The organism is Jeotgalibacillus sp. ET6, assembly GCF_029667115.1.
Taxonomy (GTDB): domain Bacteria; phylum Bacillota; class Bacilli; order Bacillales; family Jeotgalibacillaceae; genus Jeotgalibacillus.
Genome location: NZ_JARUIU010000002.1, coordinates 300514 through 319712, shown reverse-complemented (window position 1 = coordinate 319712; position 19199 = coordinate 300514). Strand labels below are relative to the sequence as shown.

General features: G+C 36.9%; 25 protein-coding genes and 1 pseudogene. 7 read left to right on the top strand and 19 right to left on the bottom strand.

Annotation, left to right across the window (positions count from 1 at the left end):
* Window positions 1–74: 74 nt before the first annotated feature.
* Together P6709_RS06820 and P6709_RS06815 are read right to left on the bottom strand one after the other, a co-directional pair.
* A complete protein-coding gene (locus P6709_RS06820) occupies window positions 75–503 on the bottom strand; it encodes an NUDIX hydrolase (protein WP_278240145.1) in 429 nt (142 codons plus the stop codon).
* Between the two features lie 243 nt (window positions 504–746).
* Window positions 747–1175 (bottom strand): DUF6843 domain-containing protein, encoded by a 429-nt coding sequence (locus tag P6709_RS06815; RefSeq protein ID WP_278240144.1) that lies wholly within the window; start codon window positions 1173–1175, stop codon window positions 747–749.
* Between the two features lie 286 nt (window positions 1176–1461).
* On the opposite strand from P6709_RS06815, the gene P6709_RS06810 reads away from it, so the two are divergent.
* Both P6709_RS06810 and P6709_RS06805 read left to right on the top strand, forming a co-directional pair.
* Window positions 1462–2286: a zinc ribbon domain-containing protein gene (locus P6709_RS06810; RefSeq protein WP_278240143.1), complete on the top strand. Its 825-nt coding sequence runs from the start codon at window positions 1462–1464 to the stop codon at window positions 2284–2286.
* An 18-nt stretch (window positions 2287–2304) separates the two neighbouring features.
* Entirely contained in the window at window positions 2305–4137 is a 1833-nt protein-coding gene (locus tag P6709_RS06805) for a zinc ribbon domain-containing protein (RefSeq protein WP_278240142.1), read from the top strand.
* A 143-nt stretch (window positions 4138–4280) separates the two neighbouring features.
* Here the strand turns inward: P6709_RS06805 and P6709_RS06800 are convergent, their stop codons facing one another.
* The gene (locus tag P6709_RS06800; RefSeq protein ID WP_278240141.1) at window positions 4281–4439 is read right to left on the bottom strand and encodes a hypothetical protein; all 159 of its coding nucleotides are present in this window, start codon (window positions 4437–4439) and stop codon (window positions 4281–4283) included.
* A gap of 306 nt (window positions 4440–4745) precedes the next feature.
* Here P6709_RS06800 and P6709_RS06795 point away from each other — a divergent pair, with 306 nt between their 5' ends.
* Window positions 4746–5315, top strand: a complete 570-nt coding sequence (locus P6709_RS06795) for a YcxB family protein (protein WP_278240140.1) — start codon at window positions 4746–4748, stop codon at window positions 5313–5315.
* 203 nt (window positions 5316–5518) lie between these two features.
* Here P6709_RS06795 and P6709_RS06790 read toward each other — a convergent pair whose 3' ends face one another.
* Window positions 5519–6256 carry a PIG-L family deacetylase gene (locus tag P6709_RS06790; RefSeq protein ID WP_278240139.1) on the bottom strand — a complete coding sequence of 246 codons (738 nt, stop codon included), beginning with the start codon at window positions 6254–6256 and terminating at the stop codon, window positions 5519–5521.
* Between the two features lie 318 nt (window positions 6257–6574).
* The gene (locus P6709_RS06785; protein WP_278240138.1) at window positions 6575–6988 is read right to left on the bottom strand and encodes a GNAT family N-acetyltransferase; all 414 of its coding nucleotides are present in this window, start codon (window positions 6986–6988) and stop codon (window positions 6575–6577) included.
* A gap of 259 nt (window positions 6989–7247) precedes the next feature.
* Between P6709_RS06785 and P6709_RS06780 the strand changes: the two genes are divergently transcribed.
* A complete protein-coding gene (locus P6709_RS06780; protein ID WP_278240137.1) occupies window positions 7248–8153 on the top strand; it encodes an aminoglycoside phosphotransferase family protein in 906 nt (301 codons plus the stop codon).
* Window positions 8154–8255: 102 nt separating this feature from the next.
* A complete protein-coding gene (locus P6709_RS06775) occupies window positions 8256–9476 on the top strand; it encodes an MFS transporter (protein ID WP_278240136.1) in 1221 nt (406 codons plus the stop codon).
* Between the two features lie 76 nt (window positions 9477–9552).
* Here P6709_RS06775 and P6709_RS06770 read toward each other — a convergent pair whose 3' ends face one another.
* The 3 genes from P6709_RS06770 to P6709_RS06760 all read right to left on the bottom strand — a co-directional run bounded on the left by P6709_RS06770 (window position 9553) and on the right by P6709_RS06760 (window position 10877).
* Window positions 9553–10149: a hypothetical protein gene (locus P6709_RS06770; protein ID WP_278240135.1), complete on the bottom strand. Its 597-nt coding sequence runs from the start codon at window positions 10147–10149 to the stop codon at window positions 9553–9555.
* A 128-nt stretch (window positions 10150–10277) separates the two neighbouring features.
* Window positions 10278–10673, bottom strand: a complete 396-nt coding sequence (locus P6709_RS06765) for a hypothetical protein (RefSeq protein ID WP_278240134.1) — start codon at window positions 10671–10673, stop codon at window positions 10278–10280.
* 15 nt (window positions 10674–10688) lie between these two features.
* On the bottom strand, window positions 10689–10877 hold the full coding sequence (locus P6709_RS06760; RefSeq protein WP_278240133.1) for a helix-turn-helix transcriptional regulator: 189 nt from the start codon (window positions 10875–10877) through the stop codon (window positions 10689–10691).
* 237 nt (window positions 10878–11114) lie between these two features.
* Here P6709_RS06760 and mobQ point away from each other — a divergent pair, with 237 nt between their 5' ends.
* Together mobQ and P6709_RS06750 are read left to right on the top strand one after the other, a co-directional pair.
* The gene (gene mobQ / locus P6709_RS06755; protein WP_278240132.1) at window positions 11115–11726 is read left to right on the top strand and encodes a MobQ family relaxase; all 612 of its coding nucleotides are present in this window, start codon (window positions 11115–11117) and stop codon (window positions 11724–11726) included.
* Between the two features lie 11 nt (window positions 11727–11737).
* On the top strand, window positions 11738–12277 hold the full coding sequence (locus tag P6709_RS06750; RefSeq protein WP_278240525.1) for a GNAT family N-acetyltransferase: 540 nt from the start codon (window positions 11738–11740) through the stop codon (window positions 12275–12277).
* 628 nt (window positions 12278–12905) lie between these two features.
* On the opposite strand, the gene P6709_RS06745 is transcribed toward P6709_RS06750, so the two are convergent.
* The 11 genes and pseudogenes from P6709_RS06745 to P6709_RS06700 all read right to left on the bottom strand — a co-directional run bounded on the left by P6709_RS06745 (window position 12906) and on the right by P6709_RS06700 (window position 19120).
* Window positions 12906–13223 (bottom strand): hypothetical protein, encoded by a 318-nt coding sequence (locus P6709_RS06745; protein ID WP_278240131.1) that lies wholly within the window; start codon window positions 13221–13223, stop codon window positions 12906–12908.
* A 20-nt stretch (window positions 13224–13243) separates the two neighbouring features.
* Window positions 13244–14170: a hypothetical protein gene (locus P6709_RS06740; RefSeq protein ID WP_278240130.1), complete on the bottom strand. Its 927-nt coding sequence runs from the start codon at window positions 14168–14170 to the stop codon at window positions 13244–13246.
* A gap of 88 nt (window positions 14171–14258) precedes the next feature.
* Window positions 14259–14801 (bottom strand): T6SS immunity protein Tdi1 domain-containing protein, encoded by a 543-nt coding sequence (locus tag P6709_RS06735; protein WP_278240129.1) that lies wholly within the window; start codon window positions 14799–14801, stop codon window positions 14259–14261.
* Window positions 14802–14815: 14 nt separating this feature from the next.
* Window positions 14816–14947 (bottom strand): annotated as a pseudogene (locus P6709_RS06730) (polymorphic toxin type 15 domain-containing protein); the annotation flags it as partial.
* 77 nt (window positions 14948–15024) lie between these two features.
* On the bottom strand, window positions 15025–15474 hold the full coding sequence (locus P6709_RS06725; protein WP_278240128.1) for an SMI1/KNR4 family protein: 450 nt from the start codon (window positions 15472–15474) through the stop codon (window positions 15025–15027).
* 691 nt (window positions 15475–16165) lie between these two features.
* The gene (locus P6709_RS06720; RefSeq protein ID WP_278240127.1) at window positions 16166–16468 is read right to left on the bottom strand and encodes a hypothetical protein; all 303 of its coding nucleotides are present in this window, start codon (window positions 16466–16468) and stop codon (window positions 16166–16168) included.
* 446 nt (window positions 16469–16914) lie between these two features.
* Window positions 16915–17112 carry a DUF4926 domain-containing protein gene (locus tag P6709_RS06715; protein WP_278240126.1) on the bottom strand — a complete coding sequence of 66 codons (198 nt, stop codon included), beginning with the start codon at window positions 17110–17112 and terminating at the stop codon, window positions 16915–16917.
* Window positions 17113–17359: 247 nt separating this feature from the next.
* Window positions 17360–17737, bottom strand: coding sequence for a hypothetical protein (locus P6709_RS06710; protein ID WP_278240125.1), 378 nt, complete (start codon window positions 17735–17737; stop codon window positions 17360–17362).
* A gap of 504 nt (window positions 17738–18241) precedes the next feature.
* Window positions 18242–18412, bottom strand: a complete 171-nt coding sequence (locus P6709_RS20530; protein WP_442905316.1) for a contact-dependent growth inhibition system immunity protein — start codon at window positions 18410–18412, stop codon at window positions 18242–18244.
* Window positions 18413–18443: 31 nt separating this feature from the next.
* Complete coding sequence (locus P6709_RS06705) at window positions 18444–18614, bottom strand: hypothetical protein (RefSeq protein ID WP_278240124.1); 171 nt, start codon at window positions 18612–18614, stop codon at window positions 18444–18446.
* Window positions 18615–18694: 80 nt separating this feature from the next.
* Window positions 18695–19120 (bottom strand): SMI1/KNR4 family protein, encoded by a 426-nt coding sequence (locus tag P6709_RS06700; protein WP_278240123.1) that lies wholly within the window; start codon window positions 19118–19120, stop codon window positions 18695–18697.
* Between the last annotated feature and the right edge of the window lie 79 nt (window positions 19121–19199).

The window sequence follows — 19199 nt, the reverse complement described above, 5'->3', positions numbered from 1 at the left end:
GATCCTGAGAGAATGGTGTCTCAGGATCATTTACTGCCTCACTGCACTTCAGGTGACTGCCCCTCTTTTCTTCATTAAACCCCTCCAAGAAGCGATTCTGCTTGTTTAATGCTCTCCTTTAAATAAACGGGTGAAAGGGGATGATTCAGAACTTCTTCGGTTGACAGCCAAATAACCTTTTCAACTTCATCTGGACATTTTGGAAATGCCTCGCCTGACTCATACTCACAAAGAAAAACAAGATCCACTACGTTTGCGCCCGTATCGGTTACGAAAGAGGTGCTGTGCACATAGATAAGATGATCTTTTACTTTTACACCAACCTCTTCTAAAATCTCACGCTTCAGCGTTCTTTCTACTATATTGGTGGAGTTGGCTTCTACCTCCACCTTGCCTCCAACAAGTGAAAGCAGCCCGCCTGCATGATCTTCCTTGTTGCTTCTCTCAATGATTAACCACTTGTCATGCTTTCTAATTGCACCTTCTACATTTACAATAAACATTTTTTTCCTCCTTGCAGGTTCATCGTGTTAGCTTCTACAAAGTTCGCTGATACTCCTTCAAATAGTTTTTTTTAATAATGAATAAGATGTGCAATTAGTGTGAAATGGAAATACGACAGTCCCAATTTATGTAGATGGACATTTGGAGGCATGCTCAGCCACTAGAGGGGAATTTTGATGCTGCATGTTTAGTTTGGCAAGGGCCGTATGGCTGACAATGCACCTACTTCGCATTAAGGCCATCTACCATTCACAGTCTTGTTTAATCGAATTAAAGGATATCCAGCCGCTTTCTGCTAAATTTGTGCCGCCTTCGCCATAAGAATAACTACTGTGGGATGAAATTGTTACATCTATTAACTCACTTTTACGACCATCCTTATTTTGAAATTGCATAAATATCTGGTGTATTCCTATGTGCCCAAAGTCAGATGATGAAGAGGTCTTGAACTCTCCATCCATAGGAATATTGTAAATTACCGCTCCTTCATCATCTAGCACCAACGGATCTGCATGTCTCACGTCGAAATCTATACTTACACATTTGTCAAAACCCTCTGGCAGCACATAAATGACAGCGCCTGTTTCATCAGGTTTATAAAGGAGGTATAAAGCAAAAACTAAAAAGCTAGTTACTATTAAAATCGCCATCTTTTTGAGTATTCTTTTCAAATCGTTCACTTCCTTGGATAATGGGGATGTTTAAATCGCCTATCGCCTTTAATTTAAAGATTGTGTAAAACTATTATCTATTAAAATTAGTACCAGTTTTAACTGAGTATATTGTTTACCATAATAAGATTAAACCATCAAAAAAGGATTAACCATATATTTTATTTCATTAATGTAAGATTTTTCATTGACTTAAATGGGAATTATTTATAAAGTTAAATAGATTAGTAGGTCTTAGTGCTTATTTTTACTAATCTATCTAATTCGATATGAGGAGAGTGTTTGTATGAAGTGTGAGAAATGTGGCAATCAGCAGGATGGCGGGAAGTTTTGCGGGAAGTGCGGAACCAGTCTGACAGCTGATCACAGTACGGCAAATCCGGTACAGGAAACGGTAATGCATCCTGCAGCAGAAGGACCTGCGGGGAGCGGACAGGTTCAGCAAAATGAATACATAGAAAAAGCGAAAAAGACTGGAAAAGGATATTGGTCCTACCTGAAAACCTACATAAAGACTCCTTCTGCCATTTTTTCAAAAGGAGAAAATGAATTTGTAAACGGACTAATTTCCTTACTATTATTCAGCTTTATGGTAGCACTGGTGGCGTATGTCTTTATTCAAAGCATCTCCCGTTCGATGTTTGGCGGGTATGGGGATGCATTTATGAATGAGTATGCAGGACCAACCTTTATTTCTGTGTTTGGCGGCTCAATGATTTATGCCGTGTTGAGCTTACTACTCGCAGCTGTTTCTTTATTTGTTGTGACGAAGTTATTTGGGAAAGGTCATTCGTTTAAGTCGATTATTTCGTATTATGGCAGTCATATGCTGCCGGGTCTATTCTTAATGGCAGCAGCATTTATTTTTATTTTAATTCAGGCCTATGCATTTGGCACGATCATTCTTACGATTGCGATTTCCTTTACCGTCTTTATTCTTCCTTTATACTTGATTAGTTCTCTTTTAACTAAACAGTCCAAATCAGCAGACCCTCTATACGGATTCATCAGCTATGTTATTCTGTTCAGCATCGCTTTTAGTCTCTTCAGCTTCCTATTGGCTGATTCAGCAGTTGGCAGCTTTATCGATGATTTTGGGACTTATCTTTAATGGAGGGGAGCTATTAAGATGACACGATTTTGTAAGGAATGCGGGTCTCAAGTCTCTGAAAAGCATAGTGTATGCACAGAATGCGGCCATCCACTTCCACAGGTTGAAAAGATGGAGATCATCGAACCGAAACCAAAGCCTCCGAAAACGAAGAGACAAAAAGCTTTTGTGGCAGCTGGAGTGACCGCTGCGATTCTGCTCATAGGGGGAAGCATTTTTGCAAGCCAGCAGGTTTCAGCTGAAACTACCATGAAAAAATTTGCGGAAGCCATCAATCAAAAAGATGCTAAAGCCCTCACTTCACTTGTCGTGCATGAAGACGGCTCGGCAATTGAGAAATTTGAAGCGGAGGCCATGCTGAATTTTTCTGAAGAAGAACTTCAAGCAATCAAGGAATCCGTCACAAATTCAAGCGCAAATCCCTATTTTGCATATACGCTCTTTTATATTGAGCAAAACGGCAAATGGCTCGGTCTTTTCAACCGATACTCGGTAAAAGCGGCCGATCAATACTCAGAGCTGTATATTCCGGAGGATGAGGGAGAGATTGAACTTCTCTTAAATGGTACATCCGTTTCAAATGATGAAGTAGAAACAGGGCCGTATATACCAGGGATCTACACCCTGGCTTCAGCTTTTGAAAATGAGTACGGCACCATGACCTCTGAACAGGATTTGATGTTTGCAGGTACGAGCGGAAGCCTTCATTCAAATTGGGTAGAATTTGACTTTGATTATGTAAGCTTTTATCTAAACCAAAACCCGGATTACAATACATCCGTTATCCTAAATGATACAAAAATTCCGTTTGATTCCTGGGGAGAAACAGAAAACATCGGTCCTCTTCCTACAGACGGCTCAATTATGGTTTCCGTTGAAGCCGAATACCCGTGGGAAACTGTGATGGTTAAAGACATTGCCGTGGAAAGCTCTCATCAGGAAGTGACGATCCCGCTGTTTACAAAGGAAACAGAAGAAAAACTTACAAAAGTGATAGCAGCCTACGGGGAAGAATGGGTAAAAGCAAGAGCGAATCAGGACCTATCCCTTATAACCACTGCTACGGACGAGTGGATGGAAGAATCTAACTACATGATTGAGGATTTGCAATACATGGAATTTGTTTACTCCGGGCAACTCGATGAAGTTCAGCTTCAACCCTCTGAAGCCGCTATCACAAGCGGAGGAGACAATTCTCATCACCTGACCTTGCCGGTGAGCTTTACAACGACAGATTCCTACCGGCATGAATCAGAAGAAGAAAACCTTGCTACCCAAAGTGTGGTTTGCCATATGGTTCTTGCTTATTCAGAAAAAGAGGATGAGTTTAAGGTAGAAGAGTGTCACACCATGAATCATACCGCTTCCTTCACGGGTGAAGTCATAAAAGAAGGCTCTTCAGAATTACATAAGAGTACAGGTGTGAAACAAAACGGGAATGAAGACATGAATGATGAGGAATACGAATTTTCAGAGGATGATTCAGAATCAAAAGACCGCCTGGAAGCATTCATGATCGAATACAACGACGCGAGTATTGCAGCGATTAACAATGTAGATTTTTCCTATGTCTCCTCTATGCTCGTTGATGGCAGCCCCCGCGTTCAGGAACAAAGTGATTTTATAGACCATCTTGGATCCATTGGCGTGACAGAGGAACATCTCAGCACTACTCTTGACAAGATGGAAGTAATTTCTTCAACTGAGGCCCTGGCTCACACAACCGAAACATTTGTGATCTATAACGACCTTGGCACGCACACGAAGTCTTACAGCACGATTACTGAAGTGCATGTAGAAGATGGGGAAATCAAGGTGTATGAATTGATTTCAACTGATGAAATTGATTAACTTAGCTTGCCCCAGCCCTCTTTAGCAAAACTAAGAGGGCTGGCTTTTTTATTTTGCTGGTGCAGCTTTACTCAATCATTTATGTTCAATAACATAGATTTTTTCTTGTCACGATCTTTCAGCTCTCCCCTTTTACTTATACTTCAAGCAAGTCTTTCAGGCTGATCAATAAACTGATTACCTTTTATTAATTCCCCGACCCTCAAAATGTCCCAGATGGATTCAATTGGCTTGAATACAGCAAGATCTATCAGGAATATGCCGTCTATAAAAACCCTGCTTTTCATTTCAATACGGTTCACAAGTTATCTTCTTCAAAACTTGATGATATCCCTTTCAAATAATTTCTTTTGTACTGAACAAGATGTTTAATATATGTGACAGTCCCAATGTATGTAGATGAACATTTGGAGACATGCTCAGCCATTAGAGGTGAAACTTGTATTGTTTTTTTATTTGTGATGCATATTTTGGGTTTGCAAGGGCTTTTGTTTAATAATGGATCAAAGGACAATGGTAAGTGAGAGACTTTAGAAAATAATGATATGATAGTATATAAATAGATGGAGTTTTGAAGTAATAACGATGGTAAGGGGAATTGATTAAAAATGGAAAAAAACACTGAATTACTCGATGAAGATAAATTCACAGTCAGCGGTACGGTGAAAAAGGAAGAATTCAACAAATACGGATTATATCATTTGAAAAAATTTCATAGAATCCTGTTCTACTTTCTCTTGATATTTACGTTTCTTATTTTTGCAATTCCTACAATTAATACCATAGATGCTGATTTATATATATATATGTATATATTTTTGTTCATTCCCTACGCAATTATTTCTTTAATTGTTTCATTGCCAGCTCTGTTTCTTGGAAAGTTTTCCTCTAAAATAAAAACGTCAAGAGAATATGACAGTGACCAATTAATTCAAAAGGAAATTACATACACGTTCAGTTCCAAGGAAATCCAACAAAAGTTTGACAGGTCTGTAGGATATTTTGAATGGAATCAAATTCAAAATGTATATGAGAACAAGGACATGTTTCGTCTATATGTTTCAAAAGCAAAAGCCATTATACTTCCAAAAAGATTTTTTAATTCTGATGCAGAAATTGACCTGTTGAAAAAGTTAATCAGAGATAATGTGGATAATAAAAAGGTTAAATTGATGTAATTTAATTCTAAATTCTTTTTTAAAAAAATCACTATAAGAACTTTGCATTCATTAATTGAGCCCCTTTTCTCTTTTAGTTACGAGAAAAGGGGCTTTTCTTAAGTATATTAGCTGTCCTGTTATTTAATTATATAGATCTTTTGATGCTACATTAATAAAGCCATGCAAATACGTCACTCTCTAAAGGGCTAGGGACAGGTCTATCAACGTACATAGGCTGGAGTATGATAATAGCTAAATGAATTTGCTCTTAGTCTTTCAAATGATTTACTAACAGATGTATAGCCTACTGCATACATACCGCTTTCCGGATGCCAGTGATTATAGGACTCAATTCCGGCAGCTAGGAATGGTTTAAATTGAGGATTATATTTGTCAGCGATCACACCTTTTGTTTTAACAGAACCAAACTGACTTGACTTCAGATAGAAACGTGCGTCTTTCACAATTCCTTTGTCATGCAGGTTTTTAAGCGCGATCCCTGTATTCTTATGATCATTGTGGGTATCATACCAGCTCATCCCTTTGAATTTGGCATTAGGGTATTTTTCAATCATTTCCAAAATGACGTTTTCTACATTTTCAACTGACAAATTTCCATCTTCATAATTGTGGATGTGTATGTTTTCTTTCTTTACACCAAGAACCTGTGTACTGCGATCAAATTCCCGAAGTCGGGCATCCGTGAATTCTTCTTTTGTGATCGAGTCATTTAATTTTCTATTTATTTTGGTATGAGCAATGCTTGCTCCCCCATTGGTTAAAAGAACGGCATGTACCTCTTCCCCCACCCAGGTGTGATTTAAAATACCGACCCCGTAAGTAAGAAGTTCATCATCCTGATGTGGAATAAGATAGACCGTTACGACCTTCTCTGCTTTGGTTGGCATTGGCGACAATAGTAAAAAAAGTACACTTGCTGCAATAAATAATCTTTTCATTTTCTAGATCCCCTTAGTTAATATGGTGTACATAGACAAAAAAAATAAGCAGCAACTATGGCTGCTTCATGACCCTATTCAATGATTCGGGTTGTGACGAGCACTAGCTTTAGTGAGTAATATTACCTATGTTATGGTTAAATATAACTGTAAATCAATCATTTGTCTATAGTTAAAAGTAATTTCAAATAAGAATTAAGTAATAATTGTAGATTAAATAGTTATATAGTCATATATTATTTAAAATTTAGTACACAAAAAACCTGAGACAAAATGTGTCTCAGGCTCGTCGACCGTCCGCTTCGCTTCAGTGGGAGTTTATTTATCTAAACTACCCGACTGCCTTTCATAATTCCTTACTAGCATACTATTTGATTTCAGCATCCCGAATTTCTCATAATAAGAAACTAAGTCATCATCACAGCTTAAATCAACCATATACAGATCATCAAGCTCTTTTAACATCAGCTTTACTAACTCTTTGCCTATCCCCTTATTTTTATACTCCGGTAACACTTCAAGGAAGGGAATGTAGGCGGATAGAACTCCATCGCTGATAGCTGTTATAAATCCAACCACATAATTCGTTTTTTCATCTACTGCAATGACTGCTTTACTGCTATTTTTCAACAGTTTTAAATGGGTTTGTGGACTTGGAGGATTAGGCCAATCCACAAAAAAACCATTCAACATGTCAGATGAAATCTCATTAATACCATTTTTATAGATCATACTCGATCAACTCCTAATTTATTTTTTTATCATTAGGCAGTTGAACTCAATAGTAAAGTAACAAAGCAGTGACCTCCAAACAATTTAAAGGAATACTATAAGATCTTCGACTATAAATCAAAAATCCCTTTTGCAATCATTCCAAAAATGTTAAATGAATGATAGTTTAGAAAATTCTTATATTACTAGTATAACACTGGTATGATGAGAAATAGAAAACTCAATTTTACCTGGACTTGAATTTAAAGGTGGGACATTTATGCTGGATTTGAACAATCACGCCTCTTTTCAACTAATGAAACCGATTAATAAAGGATGGTCGAGCGACAAAAAATATTATGTGGAAACACGTTCGAATGAAAAACGGCTGCTTCGCATATCGGATCAGAAAGAATATGACCAGAAGAAAAATGAGTTTAATATGATGAAGGAATTAAGCAAGGATGGTCTGCCAATTTCGCAGCCAATTGATTTTGGCCTCTGTGACGAGGGCAGGAATGTGTATTCGCTTTTCACGTGGTGTGAGGGAGAAGATGCAGAGACTGAACTGCCTAAGCTTTCTCAAGCGAAAAAATATGAACTTGGCGAAACGGCTGGGAGGATTCTGAAAAGGATTCACTCTATTCCTGCGCCTGGCCAGGAAAATTGGAGCACCCATTTTAACCGGAAGATCGATAAAAAAATGAAAAGCTATCTTGAATGCGGCATTAAATTTGAAGAGGACGACAAAGTAATCTCTTTTATTGAGGACCACCGTCATCTCCTTGAAGGAAGGCCGCAATCGTTTCAGCATGGTGATTATCACACAGGAAATATGATTATTTCACCTGAAGGAAGCTTGAGCATTATTGATTTTAACCGGTGCGATTACGGAGATCCATGGGAAGAGTTTAACCGAATTGTATTTAGCGCAGCGGTCAGTCCAACTTTTGCGACCGGGCAGGTGAATGGCTATTTTGATTGCAAACCGCCTATAGAATTTTTCTCCCTGCTGACTTTATATATATACAGCAATATGATTTCTTCCATCCCCTGGGCCATTCCGTTTGGCGAGCAGCAGGTCGCTTTTATGAAAAACCAGGCCAAAGAGGTGCTGGGCTGGTTTGAGGATCCGAGTCATCCTGTGCCCTCGTGGTACCAGGGAAAGGACCAAATTAAGCTATAGCATCCCTTATTTATTCTACACCATCAGAACCCAGTGTCCGCACTTTACAATGAGATAGCAAAACGAAATTCGCTATCAATCTTATTTAAAGAGGAGGACACCATGCTTACAAAAGAATTTTATTTATTTGCAGCTGCCCGGAACTTTCTTGTTATTGGGGATATTGGATATGTCATGGTGATCACATTTTATATCTTTCAGGAAACGGGCTCAGCTGCTTATGCTGCGCTCTTTCCTTTTTTAAATACCATAGGTTCCCTAATGGCAGGGTTTATTGCACCGTTAGTGATCAACCGCTTTGGCAACAGAAAAATCATGTTTTTCCTCCCGTTGATAAAAGCAATTGTCATGAGTGTTTTTATTTTATTTTTCATTTTCACAGGTGTCAACATCTTGCTTCTATTTTTAATCGTTCTTGTGTTAGCTTTTATGGAAGGCTTGGTTAGGCCGCTTTACCATTCTTCTATTCCGTTACTTGCACCAGAAGAGTTATTGCCTAAAGCAAACGGGATTCTTTCCGTAACTTTTCAGCTGTCACAAATCGCCGCCTATTCGATTACAGGGATTATTGTCGCTTCAATAGGCGTCGGCAATACCTTTTACATCGTCATTGCATTTATGTGGACAGCCGTCATCCAAATGGGGATCATTGCTTCAAAAATAAAAGAGTTTGAACAAGTCATTGACGATGAAAAAAATACAAAATGGAACGAGATGAAAGCAGGCTGGATTCTTTTATGGCAAAATAAAAAAATTCGTTTAGTTACGATGATGGATATTGGAGAAGGGATTGCCGGATCGGTCTGGATTGGTGCCATCACATTAATTTTTGTCAGTGAAGCGCTCGATAAAGGAGCTGAATGGTGGGGATATATTAATAGTGCCTATTATATTGGAGCTTTAATTGGCGGAGCATGTGCAATCGCGGCTTATAAATTTGTAGAAAGGCACCTGATCTTAAATATTGCACTTGGTTCAATGGCTTATTCAATTCTTGCAATCGTCTATTCCTTTATTGACCAGGCGGTAATGGCGTTGATTCTCGTGTTACTGATGGGTCCGGTTTATCAAGTAAGAGACATCTCCCAGCAAACGCTTATGCAAAAGAGCGCGAGGCCTGAAGATCTTTCAAAAGTGTACGCCGCTCACAGTGTGATTCTTTCTGCTACGATGGGGTTTTCAGTCGTATTAATCGGCCTGATAGCAGATGTGTTTGGCATACGAATCGTTTATCTGCTCGCTGGCGTGATTGTTCTCCTTACCTCCTCCTTTTCCCTCCTGTTCATGGTTGGAAATAATAGGAGCAGGAATAAGATCGCCTAATTGTTTTTTTAAAAAAATAATTTGAACGGGAGAGAGTGAGAATTCCCATTACTCTCCCTTTAGTATTGCGATCAAATCAATAAGAAGTAATAAAATACCAGTCTTCATCCATCTTTTCGATTACTTTAATATCCCCGCCAAAAGCGTTGTTTCCCGGTTTTTCGTTGCTGTAAACAAAGCCTGAAAAACCGTCCAATATTCCTCGAAAGGTGAAGAACAAAACAGAGTAGTCATTTTCATGTTTTTCGACTACAATCTCTCCCCCGCCATTGGACAATGAGCTATACTCTTTAGGCAGACGGATCAATGAAGAATTATGTACGACATTCGACTGAAGAGAACCGTCTTCTACTTGTGCGACCACCTCAAGACGCTCTGATTTATTCATGTTAAAATCCATATCCAGGACAATCTGATTAAATGGAACAATGAATAACAAAACAATAGCTGCCGCCTGAACCCCAATCGCCTTCCAATTCCTTCTTCTTATCAAATCAATCAGCGCCATAATCAAAACGACTAAGAAAAACCCGTAAACTGCCAGATACACGACTGGCATGACAAATGGAGTAAAGATCTCAACTAGTTTCCATTGAACAAGCTGCAGAAGGAGTACGAGTAAGCTGCTTGTAATGGATAACCATAATAGAATAGTAGAGTTAATTTTTGACACACCTTTACCTTAAAATTGTTTAAAGCTTAATTGCTTTTGATTACTGCCTCCATCTATTCATCCACCCGTCAACGTCTGAGTAGGCGCTCCCAAACGATAGTGCGGCAAAGTGGTTTGCTAAATAAAGACTATACATATTTTCTAGATAAGAAAAACTGAATTACTGGGAAGAGCATCACTGCAAAACAAAGAGCAATAAACAAAGGAACGTTTCCGAATTCATTATTACTGACGAAGGAAACTCTATCAATAATCCATAAAATAAAGAGACATCCTGTTAATATAAAGTAACTTAACTTAGCACTTGTGGTCGATACATTTTTACCAAGTTCATCTTTTTGCACTTTTGGATCAGAACCCCATGTCATAAACTGAAACCAAGACGCAAGCAATAACACAAATACGAACACATCCGTTAATCCTATTTTCAGACCATTCATATAATCGGTGATATACATCGTTATGAGAAACAATGTTACCAAAAATAAAAATGTACCACCGATTAACTTCGTATTTTTGTTCATATTAATCCCCTCCAATTATTTTAAAAATAGCTCATCTACCCTCACACACAACTTGTCAGCAAGTTCAAATGCCAAACTCAGACTTGGGTCATATTTTTCATTTTCAATCGCATTGATTGTCTGACGAGACACACCGCATAGATAGGCAAGCTCTTCCTGTGAAACCTTTTTTTCCTTTCTCAATTCCTTAATTTTATTTTTCATCGTAATTACTTCACCTCAGATTGTAAAACATGTTTTACATATGTAATTATAAAGAAGCACCGTAAAATGTCAAATGTTTTTTACGTTTTCACACACTTCTTCTTTAGTAATCGATCTCTTCAATAGAACTCTGTTAAGAAATCTGGTCAAACTGGATTGACTACGAAGTTATCGAAACTTATTCCTTATTTAAAACGTATCCATATTAGTAATTTTTTTGAAAGGAGGACTAAATTTATGACCAGTTATACCTTTTCTGCCCGAGTGCTTTCAAGAAACAAAGGTGAGTCTGCTATTGTTTCTGCTGCGTATCAATCAGGAGAACGGCTTCAGGACCAATGCACAGGTGAACTGACATTCTACAAACGAAACATACAACCGGAAAACATGATCATTTCTCCTTCTCATGCTCCTGAATGGGTTTATGACCGCAACCGTTTATGGAACGAAGTTGAGAAATCCGAGACACGCAAGAACTCCCAAGTTGCAAGAGAAATCAAGGTATCGCTTCCTAGAGAACTGTCAGCAGACCAGCAGTCGAATTTAATTAAAGACTATGTTGAAACAGAATTTGTCCCTTACGGAATGGTCGCTGATATTGCCATTCACCGGGAAGAACCAACAAACCCTCATGCGCATGTCTTGATGACCACTCGAGAAATCACAAAAGAAGGATTTACCGTTAAAAATCGTGACTGGAACGATCGGGCATTATTAACGAAATGGCGTAAAAATTGGGCAAACTGCTCAAAAGAAGCACTAAACAAAGACGTTGAATTCCATAATTATCACTCTCAAAGCGCTTTGGGTACCAGCTTATCCTCAATCAAAAAATTAACAAATGAATAATTGGAGGTATTATTATGTTCTCAACAAAACGAATCCATTTGCGAAAAGTGGAGAAGTGCGATGCTGAAAACTATCATAAGTGGAGAAATGACATGGAGGTAATGATTTCTACAAACCTATCATTGGATCTAAACACAATGGAAGATACAAGATCATTTGTTGAAGATGTACTTATGAGTTCTTCTTCATCAAAAAGCTACATCATAGTAGAAAGAGAAGATGAAATTCCTATCGGGATTACCTCACTTATACATATTGATTATAAAAATAGAAACGCTGAAGCAATTATTGATATAGGGGAGAAAGAATATTGGGGCAAAGGATATGGTTCCGAAGCATTTCGTTTATTACTTAATTATGCCTTCAAGGAACTGAATTTACACCGGGTATCATTGAAGGTTTTTTCATTTAATGAAAAGGCAATGAATTTATATAAGAAGTTAGGATTTCAGGAAGAAGGGATTAGTCGCCAGTCTTTGTATAGAAATGGTCAATGGAATGACATTATACATATGGGTATTTTAAAAGAAGAGTACGATAAAAAAAAATAAAAAGAGATAACCAGGGATCAGATTATAAACTTGTCCCTCACTTTTTGCTATGTCACATACTCTCCTACTAAATCGGAGATTCGATTAAACAAAAATCGGCTGGTATGAGTCAAGTTCAATACCTTCTTCATCCCAGCCAAATGGTTGTTACTGCTGTAGTTTTTTTTACCCTATCCCGTGTTTCAGAAGTGCTTACTGTTCCACTTTTATCCTTAGGTGCCAATAGATATAAAACCATGCTTCCTGTTTCCTTCAGCCATCTTAACGCTTATACACTGGAGTATGATAATAGTTAAGAAATTTACTCTTAGTCTTTCAAAAGACTTAACAACAGATGTATAGCCTAGTGCATACATACCACTTTCCTGATGGCAGTGATTATAGGACTCAATACCGGCAGCTAAGAATGGTTTAATCTGAGGATTATATTATTCAATAACCACACCCTTAGTCTTTATAGAACCAGTTTGACTTCACTTTAGATAGAACCGCGCGTTTTTTAAAATCCCTTTATCATGCAGGTTTGGAGCAACGCTTGCTCCCCCATTTTTTAAAGGAGCGGCGTGTACTTCCTATTTTAAATACCTACACCATAAGTAAAAAGTTTGTCATCATAGAGCGGAAAGGGTTAAAGTAATTCCACTCCAACTTGTTTATAAAATTTAACTTTAATTCTTTCTTCTGCTCCAACTACCATAACCATAGTTTCGTCAACCTTTTTAATACTTGTAACGTTACTAAAATTAGCTGAAAACACTATAGAATCTTTAAATGTAATGCTAAGGCTACTTGTTTGTTCATATACATCTAGAGTCAATATCACTTTGAAATTATAGTCATCTTTGTAGGTATAAATTAAAACTCCATCATCTAAATTGCCTGTTATACTAACTGGCTCACTTTGAAAAAGTTCGATCAAATCATACTCATCATATTTAATAAACACTCCAGTTCACCCTTTTAAAATTATTTAGGAATAACTGTGATGACATTGCCTGCCTCATTCACAATTACTTTAATATCTTGTGTTTCATGTATAAATGTTCCAATTCTATTGCCTGGTATCTTCTTTGCATTTAATATGGCATCTTCAATAACTGAAGGAGGTATATCTCTAGGATCGACATATTTTTTTATAAAATCACTAAATTCTTTAGTTTGAGGTTTGTATCCTATGTCTTCAGCTTTTTTAATTGCTCTTGTTGTCAAAATAGCTTTTACTTCAGGATTATTAGGCGCCATTCTTTCCAAAGCATGCTGAGAATAATTTCTGCCATTAATTACTCCTCCTCCATCTGACATACTCCAACCAATATTACCTCTAGCTCCACCCCCAACTTCCTCAACCTTCTTCCCCGCCCCAGCCAAATCAAGACCTTTATCAGCAGCTTTCATCGGTTTAAAGAGTGTAAACAGGGAAGCCATGGCGATTTCATCCGGGGTGGATTCCGGGTCCAGCAGGGTGGCGACGTCTTCGAACAGGAATCTCATACCGCTGACGAAGTAGTACCCGCCTTCGGCAACTCCCACATCCGAATTTGGGTTCCCGAGCACTTTTCTCATGTCGGCTAAGGTGGGGTCCGGATACTCCCAGTCCGCTGCATTGCCTGGAGTTGATGAAGCAGATGATTGTGCTGAAGGGTCTTGCAGATACTCCCTTAGCGCTTCCGCCTCTTCTTCCGTTATGGGTTCTGGTTGAATTCCTTTTTCAGCCTGCAGTTGTTCCAGCTGTTTTTCTACATCGTTTTTCGGGGGGCTGGAGGCGACAGGTTGGTAGGCACTGTTGAACAGTTGGTCGAGACGGCTGGTACTTATCATGTTGAAAAGAGGACCGTTGTTCCAGGAAAGGAAGGATTGCGGGACGGTGCTAGCAGCTGCAGGGTCACTTGGCATGCCTTCTGAACCTACAAAAACAAAAACACCTGTTGCCTATTAAGGCAATCAAGTGCTTATAGTTAATTTAATTACATACTCCCGAGTATTACTCAATTGGTCCCATGAATTCAGTAATAATAAGAATATGTTCTTTCATTTTGACTTTTTTTAGATTCTCTACTTTTTCTGCTCCACCTAAGCCTAATAGAGGTGTATAGCCGAAGCACTCATCATAATCCAACTCACCATATTGTTTAAGGGCTTCGGGATAAGGTTGCCAAGACAAATCTTCATCTTTAAATTCCAAATCATTAATATTTTGAAAGAAAAATTCAAATGAAAACATAATTGTCTTTACCACACCATACCTATAATTTAATAGTCTAACATATCCATCTGACCAAATAACGAGGTCACCCATCCCTGTAGCAAATAACACAACTGAATCCTTATATCTTTGACTACTCTCTCCCAAAATTTCTTTAAATTCCTCTGGATTTACACTTTTAAAATACCCTTGCATAAATGTACCAAATCCATAATTACTCCATAAATCTATTATTTCATTTGGTACCAGTTGGTTATATTTTTCAATGATTTCACTCGAAACATTATTATGCAATTTAAAATCTCTTAAGTATTTTTCCATTTATACTCCTCCCACTAACGTGTTAATTTCACATTCAAATAAGTATTTTTTAGTTGTTCTGGTGTCATACTTTTTACTAAATCCTTAATTTGTTCATCAACAATATCAATCCTATACCGCCATTGACTACCTATTGATAAATTTACAAAAAACACTTGTTGTCTATTTAACAATCAAGTGCTTATAGTTAGCTTAATAATATAATTAATTGCTATTACCTTTTTTATTCTTCGCTGTCTTCATATAAATTATCTAAGAATTCATCAATATCATTTGCTAAAAAATACATATTACTCATATCATCAGGATCTTCTGGTTCTTGTTCATGATCCCAAAAATAAATTTTGTCGTAATAAGGTTCCTTTGTCCCCAAACATATAACATTTCCTGAAGGATCATCTCCTATTGGAATAAATCCTACTGGTAACCTCTCATCCATTATCTCAATAAAATCTGTCAAATTATCATACATATCACCAATACCATAAAAAACATTCAAAACACTTGGTCCTTGCTCATTGGATATCTTAAATAAATTGGGTATCACTTTTCCCCCATTCCATTTTAGTAAAAAATTCATGTATTGTTCAGTTAGTTTAATATTATTTTCATTTTCAAATATTTCTATTTGTTCTAACGAAAGATTATCATGTGAACCATAAATTTTTGCCATATATAAACCCTCCTAACTACTTTGCTTTAAAGTATAATTGTAAGGTGGAAGTATAGGTGCGTGAACCACAAAATTTACTATTGAGTTAGTGACGAAGGGGCCAAAGCGGCAAAGGCTAAGTAACGTTGTAGATGAAGCTAAGGAAAAAATCAGTGATTTTGGAGAGTCACTTTCGACAACTAAAGATAAACTATTAGGCTGGATGTAACCAAAATATAGAGTATATTATTTACTCTAGATGAGGATGAGGTTTGTGGATTTTTTAAATTTACTATTAGTTTGCATTTTATTGTGTTCTATAACTAATTTTATTTATAGTGTTGTATTCATCTTTAGTTTTTCTCTGGGATTTACTATAAATAAATGGTTTGATTCTGGTATTGGTTTTCTTGAGTTACTGGTCTATCCCCTACATGGTTTTACGTTGTTCACTGCAAAAAATGCAGATAAATTTAGTTGGTTCTTTAAAAGATTTATCATGAGTTTGTATTCAATATTGTTACTAGTCATTCTGGTTTCCGCATTTATAGGTGTAACTTATTGATACTTACTTTTGTCTAAATAGCAGGAAGTATTCAAGAGCCATTCGATTGGAATTTTTATTATCTATATGTGGTTTAAACCATTTTATTTATTTTGTTAAATTAAAATAATATTACGGAAAGGATTTTTCACTTAGGGCTTACTCCTTTTAATTCATGTATTCTTCAGCAATTTGAATACTTCTCTTTAAGTTTAAATCCGGGTATCTTTGACCTAGTAAATATAGTAATTCAATATATTTTTCACTTTGCAAGTTATATGCCACTTCTTCAAAAATTTCACTTAAAAATGAAAGTTCTGTTTTTGTACAAACCTGTAAGAAATTCAGAGTTGAGTTTTCATCTTCACTTAATAATGCTATTAGCTCTTTCCATTTTTGCTCAACTCTTGGATCATTCTCATCCAGTAATGCCCGTGCACCTAAGACTGCTCTAACTCTTTCATCAAACATTGTTAATCCCTCCATTTATAACTAGGGCTGTAACACATTATAACCAGGCATATTTATTACATGTTCATCTCCGGGCACTTTTCTCTTGGCGGCAAAGTGGGATCAGGGAAATCCCGATCACCTGCGTCTCCTGAGATGAGAGTGTGCTGCTGGATTCAGCACATACTTCCTTAGTGCTTCCATGTCTTCATCTGTTACGGTTTCTAGTTGAATCCCCTTTTCAGCCTGCAGTTGTACGAGCCGTTTTTCCACCTCATTTTCAGAGATGCGAAAGGGAGAAAGCGAGGATAAAGGGTTGGGGAATAGAACTGCCGGAAACTGATGCAAAAATGGTTATTTGCTTAACTTCTGTACGACTAAAGAATAAGTTATTCGTCTCTGGGTATCCCCACAACAAAAAGAGAAACCTTGAAAAGCATTAAACCAATTAAGATTTACTCATAAAATTATTTTAGTTTAGTCAGCTGATTTGAGAGATAAACCCCTTGGTATTTTACTCTACCTTCTTCATCGGCAAATTCAATTTCATAGGCTTTGTTAGGTGTATCATAAATCATTATTATTGTGCCTATGTCCCCTTTCTTTATCCCCTCGTTAGGGTCATCTTCTAAAACTTTAACAGTTTCGTATACATTAAAACTCATTGTCTTATTTCCACCTGCTTTACAAGTAGTGTAGTCATTTAAGGTGTATTAAAGCTGCTTTTTAACTCTGGCGGCATTGGTCTTCATCAATTTTGTATTTAATATTAAAACCCTGTTTCCTATTGAGCAAGCTGCAGAAGTAGGACGAGCACGCAAAGAATTGACATCTTCTTCGAATAAAACGATTAAATATTTTTTTCTTCTGTGATGACCATTGAGTACGTTAACCGCTGAAAGGTCAGATTGTTCATTTTAAAAATTCTATACTAATTCTATCAACTATAATTTCAACCTGGTTATTAATCAATTCAGGATATTCAGAGAAATATTCATTCTCATCATTAAATACGATTCCTGCATCAACAGTATACTTATTTAAAAAACCTCTAATATAGTATTCATAGCCCAAACCGATCCGTTCTATTTCTTTCTTTTCTTCCTGGATTTTACGAATCTTAAACTCATCTAAGATCGTAAAGCCTAGTGATACAGAATAACATTCACCTACTTCAATTTTATATGCACATATAAAAGCAAATCCCGTAAATTCAATTCCGTTCATTTCAATGGTCACTTCTTCCTCAATTAATGGATCAAGCCTTTTAATAAGAGCACTATACTCCATACCTAAAACCTCCTCTTCTTATACTACCGAAATAATTACTAAAACATGTTCACCCCACCCGCTCCTCCGCAAATAAAGAACCTTGAAAGGCATGAAGCCAATCATGGTTTGAAAAGCTGATTAAACCGTTAAAAGCTTCATTGCAAGGTCAAAGATTGGACAGCTGCGAACTCGGTGGATCTTTATAGAGAAAATTTCAACCAATGGACTTTTTTCTTGTTTCAAGCCATTATACACACTACCTTCGTTCTATATGGAATTCACTCTTACTACATTTTGGAGTGAATTTTATTCACGAAACATTTTTTTTCTTAGTTTGAGTAGATATCCTTTGTAATCTTCATAGTCTTCATGATCGGACCAATCTATATCGGGTAATTTATGTTCAATTTCTTGTACTAATTCTTCGACCTCCCTTATGAGATCACGAAATTTACAGATGTCACTATTGGCTACTACCTCCAATAGTTGTCCATCGTAGACTTCACCTGCAATGGGGTCCTTTTATAAAACAATAAATGCCTTACTTACTGCTAATTCCACCAGGATTTCATTTTTTATCATTCTAATTATGTCATTCAATGATAAGTCTTCAAGCTCCTTAATTAACAATTCACTGTACCATAGTTCTAGTCTGTTCTCAGGTAGTTTATGCGGAGACGGTAATTTATACATATTTCCAATGGTTTTTTTAAAGGGCATTAGCTTATCCCCAATCTGGCGTATATAAATATTTTCTTCTGGAATCAGTTTCATAATACTTTCGGTCTTTATATTTATAGGTAACATGACATTGGCTTTTAAAAAGCATTAGAATCAGTTCAATTTCTTGTTTTTTTAATTCTTCTATAGAAAGAAAGCTATTAACCAGTCTCACTCGTTACCCCTCCAGATTGATAGAAGTCAAAGTTCTTTAAAGTTGCTCTCTTTGCTGTACTGAAAGAGCGATCAGGTTTTTTACCAGTTATGAATTCCTTCTTTAAATAGATCTAATACATAGTCATTAAAAGTAGGATATCTTGGGTTTAAACCTGCCCCCCCTCTTTCCCAACTAAATACTCTGTCCTCGCGAATTTCTGCACAATACATGCATCTTGCAAATTCTCCCGAGTCTTCTAAAACAATCAAGTTCCTATCCAGTCCTAATTTTCTCCACCTCTCCGTTGCATCCACTACTGATGCTCCTAAATCCCCCTGAATACCTTCAAGTTCTACTCCACATATTCCTCCAGAACCGTATCTTTTTATAAAATTGCGATAACTTAGAGGAAATTTAACTCCAAGTTTTGTTTCAGCCTTAACAATAGATTCTTCTGCTACTTTACCAAAAAAATCTTCTTCTTCACCATAAGTGTCCATCATCTTACTTATTCTCTCGTCCATACATTAAATTCTCTCCTATTATAATAATCTTCACTTTCAACATAACTGGACAACCGTGAAGGGTTTCACCTTTTTTAAA

Bases quoted from the DNA above. Each gene is read 5' to 3' on its own strand.
- P6709_RS06780 (WP_278240137.1), top strand. From the start codon at position 7,248: ATGCTGGATTTGAACAATCACGCCTCTTTTCAACTAATGAAACCGATT.
- P6709_RS06810 (WP_278240143.1), top strand. From the start codon at position 1,462: ATGAAGTGTGAGAAATGTGGCAATCAGCAGGATGGCGGGAAGTTTTGC.
- P6709_RS06785 (WP_278240138.1), bottom strand. From the start codon at position 6,988: ATGATCTATAAAAATGGTATTAATGAGATTTCATCTGACATGTTGAAT.
- P6709_RS20530 (WP_442905316.1), bottom strand. From the start codon at position 18,412: ATGTATAAATTACCGTCTCCGCATAAACTACCTGAGAACAGACTAGAA.
- P6709_RS06725 (WP_278240128.1), bottom strand. From the start codon at position 15,474: ATGGCAAAAATTTATGGTTCACATGATAATCTTTCGTTAGAACAAATA.
- P6709_RS06760 (WP_278240133.1), bottom strand. From the start codon at position 10,877: ATGAAAAATAAAATTAAGGAATTGAGAAAGGAAAAAAAGGTTTCACAG.
- P6709_RS06790 (WP_278240139.1), bottom strand. From the start codon at position 6,256: ATGAAAAGATTATTTATTGCAGCAAGTGTACTTTTTTTACTATTGTCG.
- P6709_RS06805 (WP_278240142.1), top strand. From the start codon at position 2,305: ATGACACGATTTTGTAAGGAATGCGGGTCTCAAGTCTCTGAAAAGCAT.
- P6709_RS06765 (WP_278240134.1), bottom strand. From the start codon at position 10,673: ATGAACAAAAATACGAAGTTAATCGGTGGTACATTTTTATTTTTGGTA.
- P6709_RS06795 (WP_278240140.1), top strand. From the start codon at position 4,746: ATGGAAAAAAACACTGAATTACTCGATGAAGATAAATTCACAGTCAGC.
- mobQ (WP_278240132.1), top strand. From the start codon at position 11,115: ATGACCAGTTATACCTTTTCTGCCCGAGTGCTTTCAAGAAACAAAGGT.
- P6709_RS06740 (WP_278240130.1), bottom strand. From the start codon at position 14,170: ATGCCAAGTGACCCTGCAGCTGCTAGCACCGTCCCGCAATCCTTCCTT.
- P6709_RS06700 (WP_278240123.1), bottom strand. From the start codon at position 19,120: ATGGACGAGAGAATAAGTAAGATGATGGACACTTATGGTGAAGAAGAA.
- P6709_RS06775 (WP_278240136.1), top strand. From the start codon at position 8,256: ATGCTTACAAAAGAATTTTATTTATTTGCAGCTGCCCGGAACTTTCTT.
- P6709_RS06820 (WP_278240145.1), bottom strand. From the start codon at position 503: ATGTTTATTGTAAATGTAGAAGGTGCAATTAGAAAGCATGACAAGTGG.
- P6709_RS06735 (WP_278240129.1), bottom strand. From the start codon at position 14,801: ATGGAAAAATACTTAAGAGATTTTAAATTGCATAATAATGTTTCGAGT.
- P6709_RS06720 (WP_278240127.1), bottom strand. From the start codon at position 16,468: ATGTTTGATGAAAGAGTTAGAGCAGTCTTAGGTGCACGGGCATTACTG.
- P6709_RS06710 (WP_278240125.1), bottom strand. From the start codon at position 17,737: ATGGAGTATAGTGCTCTTATTAAAAGGCTTGATCCATTAATTGAGGAA.
- P6709_RS06715 (WP_278240126.1), bottom strand. From the start codon at position 17,112: ATGAGTTTTAATGTATACGAAACTGTTAAAGTTTTAGAAGATGACCCT.